Here is a 23,683-nt window from a genome sequence, read left to right as displayed (position 1 = left end):
AGTGGATCACTCGCTGCACCAAGCCGTCGCCAGCTTCGGCTATTTCGCCGCCTTCATGACTGGCATCCTGGGCAGCGGCCATTGCCTCGGCATGTGCGGCAGCCTCGTTTGCGGCTATTTCATCCGTGCCCGCGCGGCCGAAGACGGACGGCTCAACATCGCTCCTTATCTTGCCTACCACGGCGCGCGCATCGGTGTTTATGGCGTGGTCGGACTGATCGCCGCCGCAATCGGTGCGGCACTCGTCTCGACCGGGCAGATCGGGCTGGCGCAGGGTGTGCTGCAGATTGTGGCCGGGCTGATCGTCATCCTGCTCGGCCTCGAACTGCTCGGCTTATCGCCGCTCAAGCTGACCGTCGGGTTCGCTCCGGCACGCTGGCTGCGCCGCCAGTTCGCCGGAGCCGCGCAAAAAGGCGCGGTGCGCGGCGCCAGCATCGCCGGCCTGGTCAACGGCCTGATGCCGTGTTCAATGACGATGGCGATGGCGGTCAAGGCGACGACCGTGCCCAGCGTGGCAGAAGGCGGCCTGCTGCTACTCGCGTTCGGCGCCGGGACGCTGCCGTCGATGCTGCTCGCCAGTTTCCTGTTCGGCAAGCTCGGCCCCAGGCTGCGCGGCGCCATGCAGAAGGGTGCTGGCCTGTTCGTCATCGCACTGGGCCTGGCGACCTTGTGGCAGGGCACCACCTATTTCCTCGTAATGCACAGGCTGGTCGGCTGAATTCGCGCCTTAATTCGGTGCGGAATTGCGACAATATGCCGCACGGCAAGCATATCTATAATGGCTAATATGGGCGGAATGCATTCACTGGAGGAAGAAAAGCGATGAAACGCCGCGACATGCTCAAGATTACACTCGCTTCGGGCGGGCTGGCACTGACCGCGCAAGCCAAGGCAGCACCGGCTTGCCCCGGAGACGGGACGCCGAACCAGTTCATTCCCAAGACACCGCCGGACCTGAACCCGCTGGAAAACGAATTCGGGAAATATCCGAAGTGCCCCTACTGCGGCATGGATCGCAAGGAACATAATGCCACTCGTATGCTGGTCCACTATTCGGACAACCTCGCTGACGGAACCTGCTCGATTCATTGCCTGGCGCTCAGCCTCGGTCTCAATGTCGACCGCGAGCCGACGGAAATCTGGGGTCCCGATTTCGCCAGCAGTGCCGATCCGCGCCCGCTGGTTCAGGTAGACAAGCTGACCTATCTGATCGGTGCCGACCTCAAGCACGCGATGACCAAGCGCAGCAAGCATTCTTTCGCCTCGGCAGCAACCGCCAAGGAATTTCAGGCCAAGCACGGCGGCACGCTGGCCAAGTTCGACGATGCGCTGCGTGAATCCTATCTCGACATGGCCACCGACGTGGTGATGATCCGCAAGATCCGCGTCGAAAACCGCAAAAGAATAGCTGAAGGGAAAGCCGGCCGATGACGTTTCCTGGCCGCTTTCCCTGGATCGTCGGCCTGTTCTGGGTTCTGGCCCTCACCTCGGGTGCAAATGGCCAGACGGCGCTCTCGGGGATTCCCAAACCGGCTGCCGGGGATCTTTGCCCGGTCTGCGGCATGATCGTCTCGAAGTATCCGAACTGGACGGCGACGGTGCTTTACAAGGATGGGCATGCCCATCACTTCGACGGCGCCAAGGACATGTTCAAGTACCTGCATGACCTGCCGAAATACGCGCCGGGACACCGCAAGGAAGACATCAAGGCGATCGCCGTCACCGATTTCTACAACCTCGGCAAGGTTGATGCGCGGCGGGCCCATTTCGTCATCGGCTCCGATGTCCTCGGCCCCATGGGCCACGAATTCGTCCCGCTGGCAAGCAAGATGGACGCCGACGACTTTCTCAAGGACCACAAGGGCAAGCGGGCGCTCGCTTTCGATCAAGTGACCGTCCAGCTTGTCGATCAGGTCGACAGCGGCAGGTTCTAGGACTCGGTCGCCGAAGCGTTCAGCCGGTCCAGGGCATCACGCAGTTTGCCCGGTTCATCCAGACGCAGCATGCGGCGGACGGTGGGAGCGAGTACGTTGACGTCAGCCTTCAGCACCCGGCTCTTGACCTTGAGTATCTGCGACGGATGCATCGAGAATATGCGCAGTCCCATGCCGAGCAGCAGGCGCGTCATCTTCGGGTCGCCGGCCATTTCGCCGCATACCGAAACCGGGATGCCAAACTTCTCGGCGCTGGCCAGCGTGTGGGCGATCAGCATCAGCACCGCCGGGTGCAGCGGATCGTAGAGACTGGAAACCTGCTCGTCGGAACGGTCGATGGCCAGCGTGTACTGGATCAGGTCATTGGTACCGATCGACAGGAAATCGAGGCGGCGCAGGAAGAGACCGACAGCAAGGGCCGCCGCCGGTATTTCGATCATGCCGCCAACCTCGATGTTCTCGTCGAAGGGGACCTTTTCGCCGCGCAGGCTTGACTTGGCCTGTTCGAGCGCAGCCAGCGTCTGGTCTATTTCGTGGGCGTGGGCGAGCATTGGGATCAGCAGTTTGATCGGCCCGTATTTCGTGGCGCGCAGGATGGCGCGCAACTGGATCTGGAAAATCTGCGGCTCGGCCAGTGACTGGCGGATGGCGCGGCGACCAAGCGCCGGGTTGGTCTTGACGCGGTCACCGATTTCGTCCGGGTGGATCTCCTTGTCGTTGCCGAGATCGAAGGTGCGGATCGTCACCGGACGGCCTTCCATGCCCTTGACCACCTTCTTGTAGGCCTCGTACTGCTCGCGCTCGTCGGGCATGTCGCCGCGGTCGAGAAAGAGGAATTCCGTGCGAAACAGGCCGATGCCTTCGGCGCCGCCTTCCAGCGCACCCGGAACGTCCCCCGGCAACTCAATGTTGGCGAACAACTGGACGTCGATCCCATCGATGGACTGTGACTTGGCCGTTTTCAGCCGCTTGAGCTTGGAGTTTTCCAGTTCGATCTGGTTCTTGCGCAGCTGATACTCTTCCAGCACACGCTGATCGGGATTGACGATGACGACGCCGCGCGCGCCATCGACGATCAGTTGCTCGCCGTCGCGGATCAGCGAGCGGGCGTTCCCCATCCCGACTACCGACGGAATCGCCAGGCTACGCGCCAGGATGGCGGTATGCGAGGTAGCGCCGCCGACATCCGTGATGAACGACGCGAAACGATGTTCCTTGAAGGCGATCACATCGGCCGGCGAAAGATCATGGGCGACGACGATCAGGGTCTCTTCCTTGACCCCCTTGACCGCCTTCATCAGCGACCGGCCGGGACGACCGAGAAGTTCCTTGACTACCCGCTCGACAACCTGCCTTACATCGTACTTGCGCTCGCGCAGGTAGGGATCGTCGAACTTGCTGAATTCGGCAACCAAGCGCTCCATCTGCTGGACCAGCGCCCACTCGGCGTTGCAGCGCCGCTCCCGAATGATCTCGCGCGGCTTGTCGAACAGTTCCGGGTCGTCGAGGAACATTGTGTGGATGTCGAGGAATGCGCCCAACTCGGCCGGCGCGCTCTCGGCCGACTCCTTCATCACTTCAAGTTCGCGCTTGACCACCTTGACCGCGGATTCAAAGCGGGCAATTTCCCTTTCAACCATGCGCGGCGCGATTGTCAGATGCGACACCTCGAGTGTCGCGTGCGACATCAGCATGGCCCGCCCGATGGCGATGCCGCCGGAAATGCCGAGGCCATGCAGGATGAAGCTCATGCGCTCATTCCCCTTCGCCGAAATAGTCGGCGATCAGGGCAAGCAAGGCATCCATCGCTTCCTGTTCGTCCGGCCCGTCGGTTTCCAGCGTCACCTTCGCGCCCTTGCCGGCAGCCAGCATCATCACGCCCATGATGCTCTTGGCGTTGATCCGGCGCGGCCCCTTGGCCATCCACACCTCGGACTTGTACTTCCCGGCCAGTTGGGTGAGCTTGGCGGAGGCCCGCGCATGCAGGCCCAGCTTGTTGATGATTTCAGTTTCCCTGCTCAGCATGGTCAATGCTCCAACATGTTGAAAACGCCGTCGCGACCACCGTCGCGGGCACGTTGCAGCAGTATCTCCATACCCTTCTCGCGATAGGTCAGGGCACGCAGCAGCATCGGCAGATTGACACCGGTCAAGCCCTCGACGCGCCCCGGTTCCAGAAGCTTGATCGCCAGGTTGGCGGGGCTGGCGCCGAAAATGTCGGTGAGGACCAGCACGCCCTCGCCGTTGTCAACCAATTCGAGCATCCGGAGAGCCAGCGGCAAAAGGTCGAGCGGATCATCCTGCGCTGAAACACCGAGCTGGTTCACCTGGACGGGGCGTTTGTTGAGGACATGGCAGGCATTCTGCACCAGTGCCTCGCCGAAGCTGCCGTGGGTAATAAGGAGGATACCGATCATGTCGGGATTCTAACCCAGACCACCAGCCGTGGACAGCGTGCGGGCGCCGGAATCCACCGCGCCCGGCAATGCTTGTTGCGTGGAGAAAATTCCGCCGATGTTTCCAATCTGATGGGGTCGGCAATCCCAACCGGGCGGCGCTGCCTTCGAAGCGTCCGGAACTGCGCGGCGAACCGGCCATCTTTCAACCGCCGCAAACCCTGCAACGCCTGGAAATGCTGCGTAACCTGGGTCCGACGCAACGCTGGCTGATGTCCCGGCTGTGGACCGAGATCAAGGTGAAGTAAGCGCACGCTTACACGTCAGCGGCGTAAAACCATCAGGATGCCGATCAAGACCAGCCCGGCGCCGGCCATCTGGGCCAACGAAATCGACTCGTCGAGCAGCCACCAGCCAAAACCGATGGTCAGCAATGGTCCGACCATACCGAACAGTGCGGCGCGCCCGGCGCCCAGGCTACGGATCGCCGCGGACAGGGCAAAGACCGGAACGACGGTGGCGAACAAGGCCATCGCCAGACCCCAGCCGTACACCGGCAGGGGCTGGACGAATGCGGTCAACGAGTGGGAACCAGCAAAATGCAGCAGCGTGACTGCGGACGATACAAGCATGGCCAGCGCCGAAAAGCGCATGGCGCCGAGGCGGGCGATCATCGGCCCGCTGCCGGAAAGATAGAGCGCGTAGGAGACGCTCGAGGCGAAGACCAGCGCGCCGCCGATCCACACGCTTCGCGGATCGCCCTGGCCGAGGTCGTGCATGAAGGCGAAGCTGATTCCGATGTAGCAGAGCGCCACGGCAACGCCTTCGCGCTGCGAAAATGGCTTGCCCTGAAAGAGCACGCCAATCAGGATGGTCAGCGTCGGATAGGTGAACAGGATCAACCGCTCGAGGCCGGCGGAGATGTACTGCAGGCCCCAGAAATCGAGGATGCTGGCCCCATAATAGCCGAGGCAGCCGAGCAGGAACAGCCGCCCCCAGTCGCCGCGCGAGAGACTCTCCGCCGCGCGCTGCCGGGACAGCCCGACCCACAGGAAGACTGGCAGCGAAAACCCCATGCGCAGAGAGAGCAGGGTAATGGCGTCGACCCCATAAGGGTAGGCCAGCTTGACGAAGATGGCCTTGAGCGAAAAGCCGAGCGCCGCCAGCAGGGCCAGTCCGATGCCCCAGGCGGGTGAGTTCTTCCACGTGTCCGATCGTCGCACGACGTTTCCCGGTCACTCCGAGTGCTGACATTGAATACGCCGCGCGCGAGCTTGGCAATCGGAATTTCAGCGCAAGTGCGTCATGGACCTCTGTCTGCAAGGGCGAGGGCGGCCGATTACAGCGGTCGCTTAACGGTCAGCGCGCCACGAATCTGGCCTTTGCCGTAGCCCGTGGCGAGATCATGCGGATAGTACCGGACAAGTTCGGCTTTGAGACCAGCATCGAGGCCAGCGGCCGGGCCGTGGCAGTTGAGGCAGACATCACCGACCGGCAGCGCCTTCATGTAGCGGAAGACCTGCTTGCCATCGATGGTGACCACCTCGCTCTTCTCCAGCGCCTCCGGCTTCTCGCCATTGGCGGCGCGAATGTCGAAATCGGCCAATTGACGCGCCTCCCACAGATCCGGGGTTCCTCGCTCGGCGTTGCGCGTCTTCAGGCTGACGCGGCGGATGTCCCAACCCGTTTCCGCGCGCTTTTCCTTGATCAGCGCCGGCGCCAGATCCTTGCAGACTGGAATGGCCCCGGCGACACCCTTCGCGGCGACCGCCTCCTGCATGGCATTGACCACCTTGGGAACGACCGGCAAGACCGTCTTCTTGGTGTCTGCGGTCAACGCGCCAATATCCTGGGCGAATGCAGGCAGGGCAGCGATTAACAGTGGGATTGCGAGGAAGGCTTTCATGACGGACTCCATTATAAATAAGCAAGGGCTTATTCTATTCCAAGCGGACGGGGTTTCGGCAGCTTCGTGCATGCACGAGTTGCGGTCAGGGAGATTCACCGCCGCGAGTTGCACATTTCGGCCGGGCTGAAGATGGCAACCCGACATGCGAGCAATTGTGAGGTATGGGTATGCTGATTGCGGGGCTGCTGCTGTTTCTCGAAGTGCGTTCGTCGCGCGTGTTCGCGGATGGTTTCCGGTCTGATTTCATTGCCGCGCGCGGCGAAAAGATCTGGAAGGGCATTTGCCCAATCCCATCAATCACCGGATTCGTGTTGCTGATCTACAGTTATGGTGAGGCGAGGGGCACTGTCGGGCTGCATTTATGCCGCGCTGGGCGCGCCTGAACTTACGGCTCGTGGGACAACTCCGGGCGCCCCGCGTCACCGGCAAGCATGTGCGCTCTCGCCTCGAAAGCGGCAACCATGCTGATGGCCATCGGCATCACCAGCATCTGAATCACCGGCATCAGGAAAAATGAGTCCGTTTCACAGTCGAGGGTGAAGTCGACATGACAGTGGTTCTCGCCGAGCGGCGCAAACTGCCAGCGGATGTCGAAACGGCAGAACGATCGATCGTTGGAGACGACGGTGATGCCACGTGGGCGATCAAGTTCGGTGCGCGTGCGGAAGCGATGCGTCATGAGACCCAGCGCCAGGCTCTGCTCGGTTTCGTAGGCATCTTCGTGGCGCTTGAAGATTCTCGCCTCGCGGATGAGCGGCAGGAACTCGGGATAGCGCTCGACATCGGCGACGATATCGAAGATCTCTTCAGGTGGCCGCGCAATGGCGCGGCTCTCGCGATGGGTTGCCATTGGATTTCTCCGGCTCTTTGTCGTTTGGCTATGGTAATCGGGATCGAAAAATTGCCGAACGAAAACTGGAATACCGGAACCTGCCGGTTCTCATTACAAATGGCAGGATTTCGCCTCCGGGAAATTGCGCGGCCGCCGCTGGCGGCGGTGGATCAGCAAAAACCCTGAGACAAGGTCGCCGGAGTTCGGAGAATCCCGGCCAGCCGATGCGAATCAGGTGGCTTTGGAGTCAACCTCCTGGTGGAATGCCTCGACCGCCTTCTTGATGGTGGGGTAGAAATGGCGGCGATCTATGGTTTCCAGTAGCCCGTAGCGAATCATCTTATCTTTGACGGGGTCTTTCAGTTCAGCAAAAATCAGGTGTCTGTGGGCCGCGTTAAGCTCTTCGTCCAGATCAACCAGCATGTCGGCCGCCGTCGTATCGACATCGGTTATCGGCTCGGCGGTGATCAATATCCATACCGGGGTAGGGGTGGTTTCTTTGATCAAGTTCCTGATCCATTCCCGGAACAGGTTGGCATTGGCAAAGAAGAGCGGAGCATCCCAGCGTAGTATGAGCAGCCCCGGTATTTGCCGGCCGTGCGGGTAGCGTTTGATGTCCTGGTAGCCAGCCACCTCTTCCGACTTGCCCAGAACCGCCGAATAGGGCTGCCAGGATCTGTAAAAGAATTGCAGGATGGAGAGAACCACCGCAATGACAATCCCATCCAGCACGCCGACAAAGGCCACCCCCAGGATGCAAGTCAGAGCCAGCGCAAACTCGCTCTTGCGAATTGACCAGAGGTGACGCAGTTCGGCCAGATCAAAAAGGCTCAGGGAGGCCGTGATTACCACCGCGGCGAGAACCGGTTGCGGCATATCCTTGACCATCCCCGGCATGAACAGGAGCATAGCCAGCACCAGCGCCGCCGCTACCAATCCGGTCAGTTGGGTCTTGGCCCCGGATTGTTCGGCTACGGCGGTGCGCGAGCTGCTGGTGCTCACCGGAAAGCCCTGAAAGAGACCGGCGAGCAGGTTGGCCGAACCAATGCCGATCAATTCCTGGTTACTGTTGATCTCGTCGCCGCGACGGGCGGCAAAACCGGCCGAGGTGCTGATGGTGTCTCCGACGGTGACCAGCGACATGCCAAAGGCAGCCGCGGCAAGCAGGGGCAGGTCCGACCATGCGATAGCGGGAAACGACGGGCTTGGAAAGCCAACCGGCAAAACCCCAATTACCAAAACGCCCTTGGCCGTCAGGTTGAAAACGATAGACAAAGCAATTGCGGTGACGACGGCAATTAAAATGCCGGGGATGCGGGGCGCCCACTTTTTAAGGCCCACAATAATCACCAGTGAAAGCAGCCCAACCCCCAAAGCCCAGGGCTTGGTCTCATCAAGGTTGCTTACAAAAGCGGCGACTTCATGCACGAGGCCATCGGCGTCTGTGGAAAAACCAAAAAGCTTGGGTAGTTGCCCGACGAAGATGGTGATGGCCAATCCCGTCAAATATCCTACCCGCACCGGCTTGGAGAGCAGGTCGGCCACAAATCCCAGCTTGGCCAATCCCGCAGCTACGTTTATCAGGCCAATCATCAGGGCCAGCATGCCGGCCAGGACAACAGCCTTTTCCGAATTGCCGGCGGCCAGGGGAAGGATGGTGGCCGCAATCATTGGCCCCAAGGAAGAGTCGGGGCCAAGGATCAGGTAGGGTGACGGGCCCACGATAGCATAGGCCACCAGGCAAACCACGGTGGTATACAGCCCGACGATGGCGGGCAAACCGGCCAGCTCGGCGTAAGCCATGCCCTGCGGCACCAGCAGGGTACACAAAACCAGCCCGGCAACCAGATCAGCCGGCAACCATGCGTTTTGATAAGTGCGCAGGACGCGGACGCCGGGCAACCATTTTTCGGCTTGCGTCAGCCAGGATGGCGAGGCTGCTGGACTGGGGAGATCATTCATTGGAGATTTCTCTTTCCATCGGGCAGCAGATAGCCAGAAAAACGCAAGAACTCTGGGACAAGGTCATCGGAGCTTGGTCGAAAAACGTGGTTTGTCCGTTCGCAGTAACAGCAGTAAGTCTAGCGGGTTTAAGTCCCGTCCGGGGAGTTGTCCGTACGCCCCGGTAGCATGAGGAAGCGGCGTCGCGGTAACGCGGGGTCGTGAGTTTCCAAACAGCAAGAGAGCAGGCCGTAACGCAAGTGAACCCATGAGTAGCCTCGTAAACGAAGTGGAGACGCCGACCCTGTGGACAGAAGGGGAAGGCCGTTGGGCGGATGCTGAAATAACGGAAGTGGCATTCGTTGACTCCCGGGGTAGCAGGGTCGGCATGTTTTCGAAGATTTATTGCCCAGTGCTGGAGACCCGTCTGCGGAGGTGGGGAGGCCACCGACTGTTGCGTATAAGGAAACGAAAGCGCAGCGGCCTGAGACGGGAGTCGGAGGGGTTCATAGTACCGACTGAGATCGCGGGACAACACAACCCCGGTCGAGGGAAGGAACCCTGCTTTGTTCATGCAACCGAAGCGCGGAGGATCAGGGGATTGCCATGTCGCTAACCACCCCGGACACGATCAGGACGCTACAGAGGAAGCTCTATGCCAAGGCCAAGCAGGAAAACGCTGATGTTGCTTACTCAAGCATTGAGTGCGCAGGTTCGACCAACTCGGTTGAGCTAGCAAACATGAGTCGAGGAACTGCGCATGCCTTGGTGTGAAGAACATCGGAAAGCCGTGTGCGGGAAAATCGCATGCACGGTTTGATGAGGGAGGGCAGGCGAAAGCCTGTCCTCTACTCTACCTGAGGTTTCCCCTCATAGTTTGGCACTTATTCAATAGGTTGAAGACAAATATTCACGCGGAGAATGAGGAGTAGACTCGTTGCTTTGGGTAAATCGTCAAGGGTTGGCGGATCATGAGTGCGAAGAAGATGATAGTCGGAATGCTGGCGGGGTGTCTGTCCAATCCTCTTGACTTAGCGGTCTGTCATCTAATTTTGGCAACTTTGCCATCTGGCCGCGCCAAGATATAATCGAGCATGTAACCAATTGATATAAATAGGCGTTATATGACGGCCTAAATATGCCAATATCGTTTCACGGCTAACGGACTACATTCATGGCGCCAATTTCCTTGCCGCCGCCCGCCGCGAGCCTCGGTTTTTCACCCGAAACCGTGAATTGCCATTCACGAATCTGATCGCTTTCCTGCTCACCGGCATTCGCGGCGCAGTTCAGGCGGAGCTTGATTCCTGCTTTGCCCTGCTTGCCGGAAGAACCCGCCTTTGTCGGGCGATCACGGCCAGTGCCTTCTCAAAGGCGCGCAGCCATCTGGTCGCCAATCTCTTTGAGCCGCTCAATACAGAATTGCTGCGCCTGGTCGATGAGGTCGTTCCGCAGCAGCCGGACTGGCAAGGCTTGCGGGTCTTGGCGGCGGATGCATCGAAGGTACGTCTGACCTTGCTTGACCTGGAAGGGCGCCGCCATATTCGAGAAGCGGCCATCTTCGGTTTGTTTCGGCCAGGGATCGAATTGTTCGACTCGCTGATTTTGCACAGTTCGCTGGTCGGCGAACGTCAGATGTTGTTTGAGCGGCTTGACCGACTCGGTGCTCAGGACATGCTGGTGCTTGATCGCGGGTATCCGGGTGCCTGGTTGGTCGCGGCGCTGTTGCATCGAGGTATCCCCTTTTGCATACGCTGTGATTCGTCCGCTTCCTTTTCTGCCATCACCCAGTTCATGCGATCCGGAGAAGATGAGGCGCAGGTGACATTGCCGCCACCGCATCGTCAGGATGCCATTGATTACGAGTGTCCGCGTCTGCCTTCTATGGTTCGCCTGATTCGTCAGGTGACGCCGACTGGCAAGGTACGGGTCTTGATGACCTCCTTGCTTGATACCGCGCGGTATCCGGCCACAAGCTTCTCAGCCCTTTATCACAGCCGTTGGCGTATCGAGGAGGCGTTCAAGCGCATCAAACACCGGCTCAATCTGGAGCACACGTCCGGCCTGACTTGGCTGGCCGCCTGCCAGGATGTTGGGGCCAAGATGGTGTGTGACAATCTCAATGCCCTGGCCACCTACCTGGCTGCGGAAGAGCGGCTGCCCAGCGATTCGCCATGGCGAGTGAATCGGACGATGGCCTTCAATACCGTACGTCGTATCTTGCCCCGAGTCTTGGCGGGTGTGCAGCAAATCACCACCCGAGTTACCAAGGAAATCTTCTCGGAAATCGTCAAAAACCTTCAGAAATTTATCCCTGATCGTGCTCGACCTCGGCCAAACCAGCGAAAGCCTCACCTGTCCTTTGCTTACAAACCCGCCGTATGACTATGGACTAAGTTGAGAGGATTGGGTGTCTGTCGAGCCTGCATGTCAAATTGGCCTGTGCGGTTGAGGCGGCTGTAGGCAGTGCGCTGCGAGGTGGTCGCTTGAGCTTGAGTCAGCTTGCGCGGTCTGTGCAGTCGGCGACGTCGATGCGTCATCGAGTCAAGCGCATTGACCGTCTGCTGGGAAATACCTCGTTGCACATCACAAGGACCGAGATTTATCGTGAGGTGGCGTCACGTTGGCTGACCGATCTCGATAATGTGCGGGTGGTGATCGATTGGTCGGACGCCACGACCGATCAACGCTGGCATCTGCTGCGTGCCAGCATCGCCGTCAAGGGCCGCAGTGTGACGCTGTACGAGGAAATTCACGCGCAACGACTGTATGGTAATCAGGCGGTGCATCGTCGGTTTCTGGATTGTTTGGCGAAGCTGCTGCCCGACGGGTGCACTCCGACCCTCATCACCGATGCCGGTTTTCACTCGACCTGGTTCGACTTGGTCACGGAACATCATTGGCCGTGGATCGGACGCATCCGTGGCAAAGACAGGGTCAGTATTACCGAAGGTCCATGGAAGCGCTGCACCGAGGTTTTTCCGGATGCCACGCCGTGCGCCCAAGCCTTCGACAATGCCCGATACGTTCGTAGCCATCCGACAGACTGTCGGTTGGTGCTGGTTAAACGCGAAGCCAAAAGGTGCCACCATTACACGCGGACGGGCAAACATTCTCGCTCCCATAGCTCGATCAAGGCGGCTCGTGGTGCCAGAGAGCCATGGCTGCTGGCCTGTTCTCCAGCATTTCCAAAAGCGAGCCCAGAGACGATTATTGACCAGTACTCCCGACGAATGACCATTGAGGAATCCTTTCGTGATCTCAAGAACGAGCGGCTTGGTCTTGGCTTTAGCGCTTCGCGATCACGCTCGGGCAAGCGACTTGAGATTCTGCTGTTGATTGCTCACTTGACCCACTGGCTGATGCGCCTGATCGGCGAGTGCGCCCAGCAGAGCGGGATACAGAGGTTCTTCCAGAGTGTGCCCGGTCTAAAGCACAAAGAGATTTCAGCCATCACATTGGCTCGTCGAGTCATCGATGCCGGGCCCTCCTGGCTTAACCAAATTCGCCCGAAAGACGCTGTTCCGATTCTCCGGCACCAAGCTCAACAGGCTTCTCATATGGCATTTATATGAGGGGAAACCTCAGGGTTTGTCCCCGATTGCGGTCCCCCAACTCGGGATAGCGTTCGACATCGGCGACGATATCGAAGATCTCTTCAGGCGGCCGCGCAATGGCGCGGCTCTCGCGATGGGTTACCAAAGGCTTGTTCCGGGCTCTTTGTCGTTTGGTTATGGTAGATCGTGATCGGAAAAACCGCACGAAAAACCGGGGCAGCACCGTCCAGATGCTGGTGAAGTCAAATGCACAGCTTAACCCGGCTGATCCTTGTCTTCACTCGGGTGCGCACTCTACTTGAAAAGCACGGTTTGTTTCCCGATCTCTTCCGACTGCCCTCTGCCATTCGCTGCAGGATCTCATTTAAGGTCCCGCCACGCCGCAAGTATTGCTATCCTCAAAGTCAAGGAGGAGTGCAGACATTAAAGGCATTTTCATCAGCTACCGCCGCCAAGACAGTCAAAGTGCCGCCGGGCGGCTGACCGACCATCTTCGGGAACAACTGCACGGCGCGGCGATTTTTCGCGATATCGAGACCATCGACCCGGGTGTCGATTTCGTTGAAGCGATTGATCGGGCTTTGCAGGGCTGCGGTATCCTGCTCGCGCTCATCGGGCCACGCTGGGTGAGTCTGGCGGATGCCAGCGGTCAGCGTCGTCTCGAAGACCCCAATGACTATACCCGCCTGGAAATCGCCACGGCGCTGAAGTGCAGTGACGTGCGGGTGATCCCGGTGCTGGTCGAGGGTGCCGAGATGCCGGGCAGCGACCAACTGCCCGATGACCTCAAGATACTGGCCCGGCGCAACGCCATCGAGCTGACCGACAAACGCTGGGAATTCGACGTCTCAAAGCTGGTCGAAACGCTCAACAAGGCACTCGGCATGGAACCGGCGCCGAAGCCGCAGCCACCAAATCCGGCACCCCCAACGCCAGCACCCGTCCCTTCCTCGTCCGGGGCTTGGAAGAAGTGGGCCTGCGGCATCGGTGTGCTGGTCGTCCTCGGTGCCATCTACAACGCCGAGGAAAACACGAAAGAAGTCGTTCTCCCGGTAGTTCCCGGCCCCGCTCCTCAATATGGCACACCCCAGCAGCCGAGCGTCGCCCAGTCTTCCCTGACGGGGATCTGGCAGGACGGCAAGGGCGGAAGGTATCGAATGCTGCAACAAGGGGGGCAGGTCGCCTTGCAAGGCGCAAGCGCCCACGGCGCAGTAACCGGCTCGGGCATATTGCAGGGCAACCAGCTGGGCTTTACCTACACGGTAAATGGCGCCACTTATCAGGCGGTATTGCAGGTCAGTCCGGATGGCTTGATCTTGCAGGGTCAGTACCGCAACCCGCTTACCGGCGAGAGTGGGCTGGTCGTCCTGCAGCGCATTCAGTAGGCTCCAGGGGATCTCTCCAGGTGGCCGCAATCCTTGGCCCCAAGGAAGAATCGGGGCCAAGGATCAGGTAGGGTGACGGGTCCACGATAGCATAGGCCACCAAGCAAACCACGGTGACAAGAACTCTGGCGCAAGGTCATCGGAGCTTGGTTAAAAACCGTGGTCTGTGCCGAATGGCGCTAAGTTAAGGACGTATTGCGTCCATTTTTGCAGCGACAATGCTGGCGCTGGACATGCGGCACAGCCTTAACTTAGAACATATCCGAAAATAATATTCACTTTCAGTTTAATTTTTCTGAACGCCATGATTGATACGGCCAGGTGGTTGAGCGCCAAGAAACTGCGCTCAAGCTTCTCGTATCGCACCAATAACTTTCGGAAGCGGTTGAACCAGCGGTGGGCCACTTCGACGATCCAGCGCCGGGCTTTCTTCTTGGGGTCACGTTTGAGTTCGCCGGCCTCTTGCCCACGCCCTCTGACATGGGGGATGTAGCCGTGCTTCGTGATGATCGCCAATGCGGGCGCGCCGGTGTAGCCGGCGTCAGCGCAAAGGTGTTTGCTTCGCCGCTTGGGTGGCGACGCTCGCTTGACGACAATGGCCTCAAGCACAGCCGCCACCTGAGAGACGTCGTGCCGATGGGCGCCGGTCACGACGAGCGACAACGGGACGCCACGACCGTCCACCAGCAAATGACGCTTGCTCCCATTTTTTTCCCCGGTCCGTTGGATTGGGTCCAACGCTTGATTGCGCCATCGGGGCCTTCATCATCGCGCCGTCAAGGCTTTGCCAGCGCCAGGCGATACCTTCAAGGTCGTCGTATTCGGCAAGTCCGCGCTTCCATAGGGCTTCAAACACCCCGGCCTTCTCCCACGCCAGAAATCGCGCATGAATCGCACTGGAACTGCCAAAGCGCTCCGCCGGGAGCGCCTTCCACTGGCAACCTGTGCGCAGCCCATAAATAATCGCCTCGAAGACCAGCCTCGGTTCTTTGGGCTTGCGCCCCCGCCAGCCTTACGGACGTAACTCCGATCCGCCAGTCGCTGGCGTATCGGAATCAGTGGCTCAACGCGCTTCCAGAATTCCTCGGTCACTTCCCATGACTTCACTTTTGCCATCATCTCCCCCAACGCAATTCTCGCGCATGGGCAGTGATTATCCACTATTTACGGACAAGTTCTAAGACTAATGGGCGATTGTCCAGCGTGAATCACCGGTAGCGGGTAAGCATCCAGTATCCTGTCACTGACCAACTTCACACCCTCGTCGTCGGTAATGAGTGCCGACAATTCGCATTGGGCAAGCAAGGTCAGTATCCGCTCTTCCGGCTGTTTCAAGCCGATTGGAACGTAAGTCGCCCCGGCCCAGCAGGAACCGAGTAAGGCTACACACGCATCAACGCCACGGGAAGCGAGGATTCCGATATGTGGAGGCTGTCCATCCGGACGCTGCCAGTCAGGAAGCCGTACGAGGCTAGGAGCCTGTCGGACTTAGGAAATGCACGACCGCTACGGAGATTTTCAGAGGTGCTTTGGGCGAAAGCGCGTTCGAAACTGTTGTAAAACTGAAAATTCCGCCTAATTTTTGAGCGTAAATCCCATTTGGCATGGTTTTCCGAGAAAGCCCGACAAGCTGCTAGAGGCCAAGCGAGAAGCCCGTTCGGCCAATTCGCCATAATTGAGGGATCGCCCTTGGCACGCCACGGCGACGGCGTCGGGCGTATCCAGATGATGGCGATAGATCGCACATGCAAGGTTGTAATTATTCGGCATTCTATTGATCCTTCCTAATTGATCAACCCGGAACGTGTCGGGAGATGGGCAAGGTGTGACGCGATGCTGTAAAAAGTCTCCAGTGTCGAGGCGCTCCAATCCGGGCAACCGTCAGGGAACCAGAGACCTACAGGTCTCGTGCAACGCGAAAGCCCAGGTTGACGCATCGACTGCTTGGCGTGTTCCAGTTGCGGAAGGACGAACGAAGCCAAATCGGGAAGCTATTCCAGGCGCCGCCACGCCGCACCTTCAAATTCCCGTTGGGCGGCCCTTGAGGATCGTCGACGGGAGACTCGGAATAGTACGTCGCGCCGTACCAGTCAGCGACCCACTCCCAGACATTTCCATGCATATCATGCAGCCCGAATGAATTTGGAGCTAAGCGCCCCACTGGAACTGGAAACGCGGTCGGGTCGCCAGGAGTGATGACGATTTCCTGTACATGCCCGAATTCGGCATGTCGCGATAGATCAATGGCGCGAGCGGAGATCGGCAACTGGGCCGGATCGTTCGAGTTCGCGTACCGTGTTTGAGTTCCAGCACGATTCGCATATTCCCATTCCGCTTCCGTCGGCAGGCGATAATGCTTGCCTTCCTTCTTGCTGAGCCACTGACAGAAAGCCAAGGCGTCGTTGTAGCTAACGTTGACGACGGGTTGTGCGTCAAGCAGGGGATATCCTGGATTCTGCCAAGTGTATTGCAATTGTCGGCCCTCGCACCGACCCGTTGAAGTGTTGCACCCCCAACTACCGGTACCATCCGACTCCGCTTCGGTTTTGTACCCAGTTTCGGCGGTGAACTGACGAAACTGTGCCACCGTAACCTCGAACTTACCCAGCAAGAACGCCTTGGTAATCCGCACACGGTGCCTTGGGTACTCGTCAGCGAAGTAGTCAGGCGTTTTCCCCGAATTCGGGTACGCTAATACCAATGCTTCCGCCGTTTCCGTGCCACCCATAAAAAACTCACCTGGCGGTATCACAACCAGGGGGATACCAATTTCATCTAAGTTGCTGTTCGTAGGAGCGTTTTGGGGCCGTGCCAAGTGTCCGCAACCGAACGAACCCAGGAACAGAGAAAGGCAAAGAACAATGATCAGAACACTACTGTCCGGAGATGTCCGGGGTGATGAGTTTTAACTGCTTGAAAGAAAGCACATAAACAATGTTCGTAGGTGTTGCCGATTTCAATGTGTTGGAAACTACCGGATTTTTCCGGGGGTGGTTCAATGCATACAGGGAAGCTGGTATTCGCCCAAGTGATGGATCATCTGCCACTGCACACCTTCTGGCGCTGCGTGGCCAAGTACCTTGGCCGTGACCGGACGCTCACTTTCTCTCACCTCGATCAGTTTCTGTGCATGGCCTTCGCGCAACTGACCTACCGGGAAAGCCTGCGCGACATCGAGACCTGCCTGCGTGCCCACGAAGCCAAGCGCTATCATCTGGGCATTCGCGGCGGCATCGCCCGCAGTACCTTGGCGGACGCCAACGAGAACCGCGACTGGCGCATCTATCAGGATTTCGCCCTCAGCCTGATCCAGACGGCGCGCAAACTCTATGCCGAGGACAGCTTCGGCTTGGAATTGACGCATACAGTCTATGCCCTCGACTCGACCACGATCGACTTGTGCCTGGCGCTCTTTCCCTGGGCGCGTTTTCGCCAACGCAAAGGGGCTGTCAAACTCCATACGCTCCTCGATCTGCGGGGCAACATCCCGACTTTCATTCACATCTCGGACGGCAAGCTCCACGATGTCAATATCCTCGATCAGATCATTTTCGAGGCTGGCAGTTTCTACGTCATGGATCGGGGTTATATCGATTTCGCCCGACTCCACGCCCTGCATCTGACCCAAGCTTTCTTTGTCACGCGCGCCAAATCCAACCTTCAATACCGGCGGGTCTATTCGCATCCAGTCGACAAAACGACCGGTCTGCGTTGCGACCAGACCATCATGCTGACCGGGCCACGGCCCAGTCAGGGTTACCCGATCCATTTGCGTCGGGTGAAGTTCTACGATGCCAAGCACGACAAGTTGCTCGTTTTCCTCACCAACAATTTCGACCTTCCTGCCCTGACCATCGCCGAGTTGTACCGCTGTCGCTGGCAGGTGGAACTCTTTTTCAAATGGATCAAGCAGCATCTGCGAATCAAGGCATTTTTCGGGACTTCAGAGAACTCAGTCAAGACTCAGGTCTGGATCGCTATCGCCGTGTATGTGCTCGTCGCCATCCTCAAAAAACGGCTGAAATCCATGGCATCGCTCTACACAATCCTACAGATTCTGAGCCTGACTCTGTTCGAGAAAACACCAATCAATCAACTGATTACAAATATCAAATCCAATCAGGAGGAACCACAAATGACTAACCAATTAAATTTATTCACGAAAATCTCCGGACAGTAGTGTGATCAGAACTCGAATTTGACGCATGAGTTTCCCGAAAAAATAGAGAGTCCAGCGCAATCACCAAAATTATAGGTAGCCTCGTAAACGGCTGCCAATCTACACTCTGGCTCCGGGAGGCAGTGAAAAGGGAGCAAACTTCCGCATCGGTCGGTGCCGAGACGGACTACGATGCACCGATCGAATTCCAACTCCGGCACCGGTTGGGCTTGTGGATTGTACTGCCAGGTCGTAACTTTCGGCATCCGTTCAGCAGTGGCGAACGAATTGGCAGAAGGCGCGGTGGCAAAGTCTGCTCACGTTGGGTCGAACAATGTCGCATCTTTTTTGAGCGCATACCCGTAGCGGGAGCCACATCGGTCAATGAATAATTGCGAGTTTAAAAGACCGAACTTGCCGTCCTTCTTCCCCTCACCAACCAGACATTTCGCGTTGGCAGCCTCCACGAAACCAAAATGTATGCCATCGAGAACTCGGTCAGCGCCCCCCCCCCCCGCAAAGCCTTGTGCAGCAAGGGTTTCAAGATTTGGAACTAAAATTCCGAAGTCAGGGGGTTTTGAGAAAAAGCTCCATAAGAACGCTGTTTCGAGGTGTTTTATGCTTTTGGCGTGAAGTCGAAGTAAGCGACCCGCCAGGAAACTGGATTCAAACTTTCTGCACCAAAAAAATAACCCCTCTACACGCCGGTGTTTGCGGGATTATTAATTAAAACCTCCCTCCCAGAGCACCGTTTTGACTGGCAGCTTTATGATTGTAAAGTCGCCATAGCCCTTGCAAAAGTCATCAGACAGTTGAGGGTCGAATCGGCGTTGGCGCAATATAATGTCATAGTTTGCCGCGTGGCGGGTTTTTGACGAGCGAGAGAGATACAGATGGCAGCAAGAACGAAGATGGACGCAAGCACGGCACAGCCGAAATACCGCTACCGGGTGAAGAACTGGGCGGAATACGACCGTGCGCTGGTCAATCGCGGCAACCTGACGATCTGGTTTGACGAGGACAGCGTGGCCAAGACCTGGAAGCCGCCGCGTCCGGTGGGTCGAGGCAAACCGGGCACGTACTCGGAGGTCGCGATTCAAACCTGCCTGACGCTCAAGACCCTGTTCCGTCTGCCCTATCGGGCGACCGAAGGTCTGCTCAAATCGCTGATGCGCCTGTGTGCGCTGGACCTGCCGGTGCCGGACCACACCCACATGTCGCGCCGGGCGGCGACGCTGGAAGTCAAGATTCCCCGGCGTCCGAGAGTTGGCGCCACGCATGTCGTGGTCGACTCGACCGGGCTGAAGATATTCGGGGAAGGCGAATGGAAGGTTCGCCAACACGGTGTCGGCAAACGCCGCACTTGGCGCAAGATTCACCTGGCCGTCGATGAGACGGCCAAGGACATCATCGGGATTGAAGTGACGACGGCGGACTGGCACGACAGCGAAGTCTTCCCTGATCTGTTGGCACAAGTCGACGGTGACGTCGGTCAAGTCTCGGCGGATGGCGCCTACGACACCGAGGGCACACAACCGAAAACATGATGTATCGGCTCAAGCAATTGGGGGATCGACTCTTCTCCCGTGCGTTTGACCGGCAGGTTGCCGAGAGCCACGTCCGGGTAACCATCATTAACCAGTTCACCTATCTCGGCCTGCCAAAGTCTGTCCGGGCTGGGCAAATTGCGCCTGCGGCATGAATCAGGATGGGGAGAGGGGAAGTTCATGCTGAAAACCGCGAACGTAAGCCATTATTGTATAAGACTATGCTAATAGTGCACCAACGCCAGTCGAATCCGGAAGTAGCAAAAATCGAATAGCCGCCGCTCAGCGAAATTACCGGTTATCGCCCGGTGCCCGGCCGGTAATCCTTCTATTGCGGACCTAGGCGGCGTTTGGTGCCACCGTCCAGTCAGGCCGATCAAGAGTCACCCGCTTGAAATCCTTGAGAGGCGGCTTTGTGTTCAGTAAGTAGCCAAATGGCTTTCCAATGTCATGAGACGGCTGAGGGTCGAATCCGGCCCGATTGCCGAAAAGCATGATGGGCCGCTGACAACCTTGAACCGCCATTGGGAATGCAATATCAGCAGTCTGCAATATGGCGGGTAGCGGCCTCACGTTAGAAAGTCGGCGCTGGCAGGACGGTGATCATGGCATCATTCAGGGGATAATTTCAAAAAGTGTTCCCCTATTTTTTCCCATGATGGAAATCGGAATTTCTAAATCAACGCAACGGCGCGGTTTTGCGCCGTTTCGCTAGCTTCTGCATCGAGTTGGAACCGTTGCCTCCGGGCTTGCTGGCGCTAGTCCTTGCGGCTTTTCTCGCCGGTGGTATCGACGCGGTGGTCGGCGGCGGCGGACTGATCCAGATTCCCGCGCTGTTTGCCATCCATCCCGGAGAACAGGCGGCGACACTCTTCGGGACCAACAAGTGCGCCAGCGTCGTCGGCACGGCCAATGCGACATGGCGCTACGCACGGCGGGTGAACATGCCGTGGCGGACGATCCTGCCGACGGCGCTCGCCGCTTTGGCCTTTTCCTACTTTGGTGCAGCCGCCGTCGCCTGGTTGCCGAGAGATGTGGTGCGTCCGCTGATTCTCGTGATGCTTATCGTTGCTGCAGTCTACACGCTGAAACGCAAGGATTTCGGGCAGGTGCATTGTCCGACATTTGATGGTCATCGCGAACTGCTGTTCGCTCTTCTTCTGGGTGGCGCAATCGGCTTCTACGATGGCTTTTTCGGGCCCGGTACGGGCAGTTTCCTGATCTTCCTGTTCGTTCGCTTCTTTGGCTTCGACTTTCTTCATGCCTCCGCCAGCGCGAAGGTGGTGAATCTCGTGACCAACCTGGCAGCCCTCGCGTATTTTCTGCCCAATGCCTACGTTATGCCTCTTGTGGCGGCGGCCATGGCGGCGGCTAACGTCGGTGGCTCGATGGTTGGTACCTGGCTGGCGCTGAGGTATGGCAGCGGATTGATAAGGCAGATCTTCCTGCTGGTGGTCGGAGTCCTCATCATCCGCTTCGCCTGGGACACCGTCGTGGCGTTGTGACATCCGCTGTGGGTCGGGGACAGGTGTGGCGGAAGGTTATAATCATCACATGAGCAAAGAGGTATCCACGTGTTCCTGAGTCGAATTCATCCGTACACGCGGATTGCGCTGACGGCTGTCGGGGTTCTTCTCCTCACTTCCTGCGCCGGAGCGCCGGGCGGCAATGGGATGACCGATCAGAGCGCCGCCACCCGAGTCTGGTCGACTGCCAGTCTGCGCAGCGGTTTTGCCTGCTGCAACCTGCGTTACAGCGGCGACCAGATCAACAGTTCCAATTACGTCAACTTGCCCTTCATCGCGGCCGGGACGCCGGTGCTGATCAGGGAGATCGACAATGCCCAGGCGATTATCGAGATCAATGGCCAACAGATGCTGTTGCGGCCCGATCCAGCCCAGACCGGTGAAAACCCTGGTCAATGGCTTGACAGGGCTGTCGTGGCCCAGGATCCGCGGCGCCGCCTTGAAAGCTTTCCAGTCGGAGTGCGTTCGGCAATCGAGTTGGGTCGCGTGATGAAGGGCATGACCAGAGAGCAGGTCATCATGTCCATTGGCTATCCGCAGGTAGACGACAGGAAAGGCCTCGAGGCTCCCAGCTGGCGCTACTGGTGGTCAGGGTTCGAGTCCTTCTACGTCCAGTGGACGCGGGACAAGGTGCGAAAGATCGAAGGGGATTCGGCGACCGTGAATAAGGTGATCCATCAATAATCTCCGGTCATCGCGTTCAAGGTCGATTGCGGGAGAGTATTAAGCGGCTCGTTAGCCAGCTTTTTCCAGAGTACGCAGAAAACTTGCGGCTTCCTGAAAGCCAACGACCCGGAGACCCGCGATTTCCTTGCCGCCCGGCGCAAAAAACACGATCCCTGGTGGTCCGAACAGCCCGAAGCGGGCGAGCAGCGCCTTGTCCTCCAGTGCATTGGCAGTGACATCGGCCTTGAGCAAGACGAATCCGGCCAGCCTGGCCTGCACCGCCGGGTCAGCAAAGGTGTAGCGCTCCATCTCCTTGCAGGAAACGCACCAGTCGGCGTAGAAATCGAGCATTACCGGACGGTCGACCGCGGCCAGGCGCGCCTCGAGTTCGGCGACCGAGTGGACCGGCTCGAACACCAGCTTCTTGAACTCGCCGGCGACGGCCGGGGTGCGCAAACCGGCTAGCGGCTGCAACGGATCCCGACTGCCTGAAAGTGCCCCGACCAGAAGCGCGGCCCCGGTCAGCAGCATGATGATACCGATGCCTTTCCAGAAGCGCTGCCAGCCCCTGGCATGCGGCGGCAGCGGGTCGAGCGCGTGCAGGTAGATGGCGGGAATGATCAGCAGCGCCGCCCATGCCAGCATCGGAACGACCGGAGGTACAACCGGTGTCAGCAGCCAGACGGCAGTGGCCAACAGCAGCACGCCGAAGCCCTTCTTGACGCCTTCCATCCACGGGCCGGTCTTCGGTAGCAGCGAGCCGCCGGCGGTGCCGACGGCGATCAGCGGCGCGCCCATCCCGAGCGCCATGACGAACAGCGCCGTGCCGCCGAACACGGCGTCGCCGGTCTGGCCGATGTAGAGCAGCGCGCCAGCCAGCGGCGCGGCGACGCAGGGGCCGACGATCAGCGCCGACAGCGCCCCCATGGCGAAGACACCGATGCCGCGGCCGCCCTGCAGGTGCCCGGATTCTTCCGACAGCTTGCTTTGCAGCGCCGTCGGCAGTTGCAATTCGTAGAAGCCGAACATCGAGAAGGAAAGTACGACGAAGATCAGCGCGAAACCGCCGAGCACCCAGGCGTTCTGCAGGGCTGCCGAGAGCAGCGTTCCGGTCAGCCCGGCGGCGATGCCGGCGGCGGCGTAGGTCACCGCCATGCCGAGAACGTAGGCGAGCGACAGTGCGAAGCCACGGGCGTGGGAATTGCGGTGACCCTGACCGGCGATGATGCCGGAGAGGATGGGGATCATCGGCAGCACGCAGGGGGTCAACGCCAGGCCGAGGCCAGCGATGAAGAAAAAGGCGAGATTGGCCCAGAACCCGGCATTACGGAGGATGCCGGCGATTTTGCCGCTTTCGTCGACGTCGACCCCGGGGCCAGCTGCTGCTTCTGTGGTCGCGGCGGGCGTGGTCGCCGGATCGGGCAGCGTGACGGTCACCGTCTGCGTCTGCGGCGGGTAGCAGACGCCGGCATCGGCGCAACCCTGCGAGGTGACATTGAGCTTGAGCGGGAGCGTGCCCGAGGCATTGCGCTCGACTGGCAGGCGGATGGCGACGCTGTTGTAGAAAACCTCGACCTTACCGAAATTCTCGTCGTCCTTCATCTTGCCCTTGGGGAAAACCGGACTGCCGAGGGTGACTGCTTCGCCTTCGACGGCGAAGCGGAACTTGTCGCGGTAGAGGTAATAGCCCTTGGCGATGGCGAAGGCGACCTCGATGGTCTGCGCGTCGAGAGCGCGCGCGCCGGGCTGAAAGGCGATGGCCGGGTCGAGGAATTCATCGGCGTGGGCGAACGAAACGAGCAAGGCAAAGAGCAAGAGCAAGCGGCGCATG

21 protein-coding genes and 2 pseudogenes are annotated in these 23,683 nt (G+C 58.9%); 12 read left to right on the top strand and 11 right to left on the bottom strand.

The features are described from left to right. Nucleotides 1–55 precede the first annotated feature (55 nt). From IPP03_13830 to IPP03_13820, 3 genes are all read left to right on the top strand, one after another. Complete coding sequence (locus IPP03_13830; GenBank protein MBL0353670.1) at nt 56–718, top strand: sulfite exporter TauE/SafE family protein; 663 nt, start codon at nt 56–58, stop codon at nt 716–718. Between the two features lie 104 nt (nt 719–822). After that, on the top strand, nt 823–1,431 hold the full coding sequence (locus tag IPP03_13825) for a nitrous oxide reductase accessory protein NosL (GenBank protein ID MBL0353669.1): 609 nt from the start codon (nt 823–825) through the stop codon (nt 1,429–1,431). Continuing rightward, a complete protein-coding gene (locus IPP03_13820; protein MBL0353668.1) occupies nt 1,428–1,934 on the top strand; it encodes a nitrous oxide reductase accessory protein NosL in 507 nt (168 codons plus the stop codon). Before IPP03_13825 ends, IPP03_13820 begins: the two co-directional genes overlap by 4 nt. Here IPP03_13820 and ptsP read toward each other — a convergent pair. The 3 genes from ptsP to IPP03_13805 are packed head-to-tail and all read right to left on the bottom strand — an operon-like array spanning nt 1,931 to nt 4,351. Continuing rightward, nucleotides 1,931–3,685, bottom strand: a complete 1,755-nt coding sequence (gene ptsP, locus IPP03_13815; GenBank protein ID MBL0353667.1) for a phosphoenolpyruvate--protein phosphotransferase — start codon at nt 3,683–3,685, stop codon at nt 1,931–1,933. The genes IPP03_13820 and ptsP overlap by 4 nt on opposite strands. A 4-nt stretch (nt 3,686–3,689) precedes the next feature. Next, nucleotides 3,690–3,959 (bottom strand): HPr family phosphocarrier protein, encoded by a 270-nt coding sequence (locus IPP03_13810; GenBank protein MBL0353666.1) that lies wholly within the window; start codon nt 3,957–3,959, stop codon nt 3,690–3,692. Between the two features lie 2 nt (nt 3,960–3,961). After that, nucleotides 3,962–4,351, bottom strand: coding sequence for a PTS fructose transporter subunit IIA (locus IPP03_13805; GenBank protein ID MBL0353665.1), 390 nt, complete (start codon nt 4,349–4,351; stop codon nt 3,962–3,964). A 68-nt stretch (nt 4,352–4,419) separates the two neighbouring features. Here IPP03_13805 and IPP03_13800 point away from each other — a divergent pair, with 68 nt between their 5' ends. Then, on the top strand, nt 4,420–4,638 hold the full coding sequence (locus tag IPP03_13800) for a hypothetical protein (GenBank protein MBL0353664.1): 219 nt from the start codon (nt 4,420–4,422) through the stop codon (nt 4,636–4,638). A gap of 15 nt (nt 4,639–4,653) precedes the next feature. Here IPP03_13800 and IPP03_13795 read toward each other — a convergent pair whose 3' ends face one another. Together IPP03_13795 and IPP03_13790 are read right to left on the bottom strand one after the other, a co-directional pair. Further along, nucleotides 4,654–5,553 (bottom strand): DMT family transporter, encoded by a 900-nt coding sequence (locus IPP03_13795; GenBank protein ID MBL0353663.1) that lies wholly within the window; start codon nt 5,551–5,553, stop codon nt 4,654–4,656. Between the two features lie 116 nt (nt 5,554–5,669). Further along, nucleotides 5,670–6,236 (bottom strand): DUF3365 domain-containing protein, encoded by a 567-nt coding sequence (locus IPP03_13790; GenBank protein MBL0353662.1) that lies wholly within the window; start codon nt 6,234–6,236, stop codon nt 5,670–5,672. 164 nt (nt 6,237–6,400) lie between these two features. Between IPP03_13790 and IPP03_13785 the strand changes: the two genes are divergently transcribed. Beyond that, the gene (locus IPP03_13785; GenBank protein ID MBL0353661.1) at nt 6,401–6,622 is read left to right on the top strand and encodes a hypothetical protein; all 222 of its coding nucleotides are present in this window, start codon (nt 6,401–6,403) and stop codon (nt 6,620–6,622) included. 2 nt (nt 6,623–6,624) lie between these two features. Here IPP03_13785 and IPP03_13780 read toward each other — a convergent pair whose 3' ends face one another. Continuing rightward, nucleotides 6,625–7,089, bottom strand: coding sequence for a type II toxin-antitoxin system RatA family toxin (locus IPP03_13780; protein MBL0353660.1), 465 nt, complete (start codon nt 7,087–7,089; stop codon nt 6,625–6,627). 213 nt (nt 7,090–7,302) lie between these two features. Further along, nucleotides 7,303–9,033 (bottom strand): SulP family inorganic anion transporter, encoded by a 1,731-nt coding sequence (locus IPP03_13775; GenBank protein MBL0353659.1) that lies wholly within the window; start codon nt 9,031–9,033, stop codon nt 7,303–7,305. 1,149 nt (nt 9,034–10,182) lie between these two features. Here IPP03_13775 and IPP03_13770 point away from each other — a divergent pair. From IPP03_13770 to IPP03_13760, 3 genes are all read left to right on the top strand, one after another. Beyond that, entirely contained in the window at nt 10,183–11,397 is a 1,215-nt protein-coding gene (locus IPP03_13770; GenBank protein MBL0353658.1) for an IS4 family transposase, read from the top strand. Nucleotides 11,398–11,498: 101 nt separating this feature from the next. Beyond that, nucleotides 11,499–12,587, top strand: coding sequence for an IS4 family transposase (locus IPP03_13765; GenBank protein ID MBL0353657.1), 1,089 nt, complete (start codon nt 11,499–11,501; stop codon nt 12,585–12,587). 371 nt (nt 12,588–12,958) lie between these two features. Beyond that, nucleotides 12,959–13,954, top strand: coding sequence for a toll/interleukin-1 receptor domain-containing protein (locus tag IPP03_13760; protein ID MBL0353656.1), 996 nt, complete (start codon nt 12,959–12,961; stop codon nt 13,952–13,954). Between the two features lie 246 nt (nt 13,955–14,200). On the opposite strand, the pseudogene IPP03_13755 reads toward IPP03_13760, so the two are convergent. From IPP03_13755 to IPP03_13745, 3 genes and pseudogenes are all read right to left on the bottom strand, one after another. Beyond that, nucleotides 14,201–15,073, bottom strand: a pseudogene (locus tag IPP03_13755) (IS5 family transposase). Nucleotides 15,074–15,118: 45 nt separating this feature from the next. Beyond that, nucleotides 15,119–15,376, bottom strand: coding sequence for a hypothetical protein (locus tag IPP03_13750; GenBank protein ID MBL0353655.1), 258 nt, complete (start codon nt 15,374–15,376; stop codon nt 15,119–15,121). Nucleotides 15,377–15,851: 475 nt separating this feature from the next. Continuing rightward, the gene (locus IPP03_13745; GenBank protein ID MBL0353654.1) at nt 15,852–16,823 is read right to left on the bottom strand and encodes a formylglycine-generating enzyme family protein; all 972 of its coding nucleotides are present in this window, start codon (nt 16,821–16,823) and stop codon (nt 15,852–15,854) included. Between the two features lie 129 nt (nt 16,824–16,952). Between IPP03_13745 and IPP03_13740 the strand changes: the two genes are divergently transcribed. The 4 genes and pseudogenes from IPP03_13740 (at nt 16,953) to IPP03_13725 (ending at nt 21,870) form a co-directional block, all read left to right on the top strand. After that, nucleotides 16,953–18,134 carry an IS4 family transposase gene (locus IPP03_13740; GenBank protein ID MBL0353653.1) on the top strand — a complete coding sequence of 394 codons (1,182 nt, stop codon included), beginning with the start codon at nt 16,953–16,955 and terminating at the stop codon, nt 18,132–18,134. An 872-nt stretch (nt 18,135–19,006) separates the two neighbouring features. Next, nucleotides 19,007–19,815 (top strand): annotated as a pseudogene (locus IPP03_13735) (IS5 family transposase). A gap of 573 nt (nt 19,816–20,388) precedes the next feature. After that, nucleotides 20,389–21,165: a sulfite exporter TauE/SafE family protein gene (locus tag IPP03_13730; GenBank protein ID MBL0353652.1), complete on the top strand. Its 777-nt coding sequence runs from the start codon at nt 20,389–20,391 to the stop codon at nt 21,163–21,165. Between the two features lie 69 nt (nt 21,166–21,234). Beyond that, nucleotides 21,235–21,870 carry a hypothetical protein gene (locus IPP03_13725; GenBank protein ID MBL0353651.1) on the top strand — a complete coding sequence of 212 codons (636 nt, stop codon included), beginning with the start codon at nt 21,235–21,237 and terminating at the stop codon, nt 21,868–21,870. 51 nt (nt 21,871–21,921) lie between these two features. Here the strand turns inward: IPP03_13725 and dsbD are convergent, their stop codons facing one another. Further along, nucleotides 21,922–23,682 carry a protein-disulfide reductase DsbD gene (dsbD, locus tag IPP03_13720; protein MBL0353650.1) on the bottom strand — a complete coding sequence of 587 codons (1,761 nt, stop codon included), beginning with the start codon at nt 23,680–23,682 and terminating at the stop codon, nt 21,922–21,924. Between the last annotated feature and the right edge of the window lies 1 nt (nt 23,683).

It is taken from the genome of Candidatus Dechloromonas phosphoritropha (assembly GCA_016722705.1).
GTDB classification, from domain to species: domain Bacteria; phylum Pseudomonadota; class Gammaproteobacteria; order Burkholderiales; family Rhodocyclaceae; genus Azonexus; species Azonexus phosphoritrophus.
Note: the sequence above shows the minus strand (reverse complement) of the source record. Positions and strands in the feature narration are given on the sequence as shown.

Bases quoted from the DNA above. Each gene is read 5' to 3' on its own strand.
- IPP03_13830 (MBL0353670.1), top strand. From the start codon at position 56: ATGACTGGCATCCTGGGCAGCGGCCATTGCCTCGGCATGTGCGGCAGC.
- IPP03_13825 (MBL0353669.1), top strand. From the start codon at position 823: ATGAAACGCCGCGACATGCTCAAGATTACACTCGCTTCGGGCGGGCTG.
- IPP03_13820 (MBL0353668.1), top strand. From the start codon at position 1,428: ATGACGTTTCCTGGCCGCTTTCCCTGGATCGTCGGCCTGTTCTGGGTT.
- ptsP (MBL0353667.1), bottom strand. From the start codon at position 3,685: ATGAGCTTCATCCTGCATGGCCTCGGCATTTCCGGCGGCATCGCCATC.
- IPP03_13810 (MBL0353666.1), bottom strand. From the start codon at position 3,959: ATGCTGAGCAGGGAAACTGAAATCATCAACAAGCTGGGCCTGCATGCG.
- IPP03_13805 (MBL0353665.1), bottom strand. From the start codon at position 4,351: ATGATCGGTATCCTCCTTATTACCCACGGCAGCTTCGGCGAGGCACTG.
- IPP03_13800 (MBL0353664.1), top strand. From the start codon at position 4,420: ATGCTTGTTGCGTGGAGAAAATTCCGCCGATGTTTCCAATCTGATGGG.
- IPP03_13790 (MBL0353662.1), bottom strand. From the start codon at position 6,236: ATGAAAGCCTTCCTCGCAATCCCACTGTTAATCGCTGCCCTGCCTGCA.
- IPP03_13785 (MBL0353661.1), top strand. From the start codon at position 6,401: ATGGGTATGCTGATTGCGGGGCTGCTGCTGTTTCTCGAAGTGCGTTCG.
- IPP03_13780 (MBL0353660.1), bottom strand. From the start codon at position 7,089: ATGGCAACCCATCGCGAGAGCCGCGCCATTGCGCGGCCACCTGAAGAG.
- IPP03_13775 (MBL0353659.1), bottom strand. From the start codon at position 9,033: ATGAATGATCTCCCCAGTCCAGCAGCCTCGCCATCCTGGCTGACGCAA.
- IPP03_13740 (MBL0353653.1), top strand. From the start codon at position 16,953: ATGCATACAGGGAAGCTGGTATTCGCCCAAGTGATGGATCATCTGCCA.
- dsbD (MBL0353650.1), bottom strand. From the start codon at position 23,682: ATGCGCCGCTTGCTCTTGCTCTTTGCCTTGCTCGTTTCGTTCGCCCAC.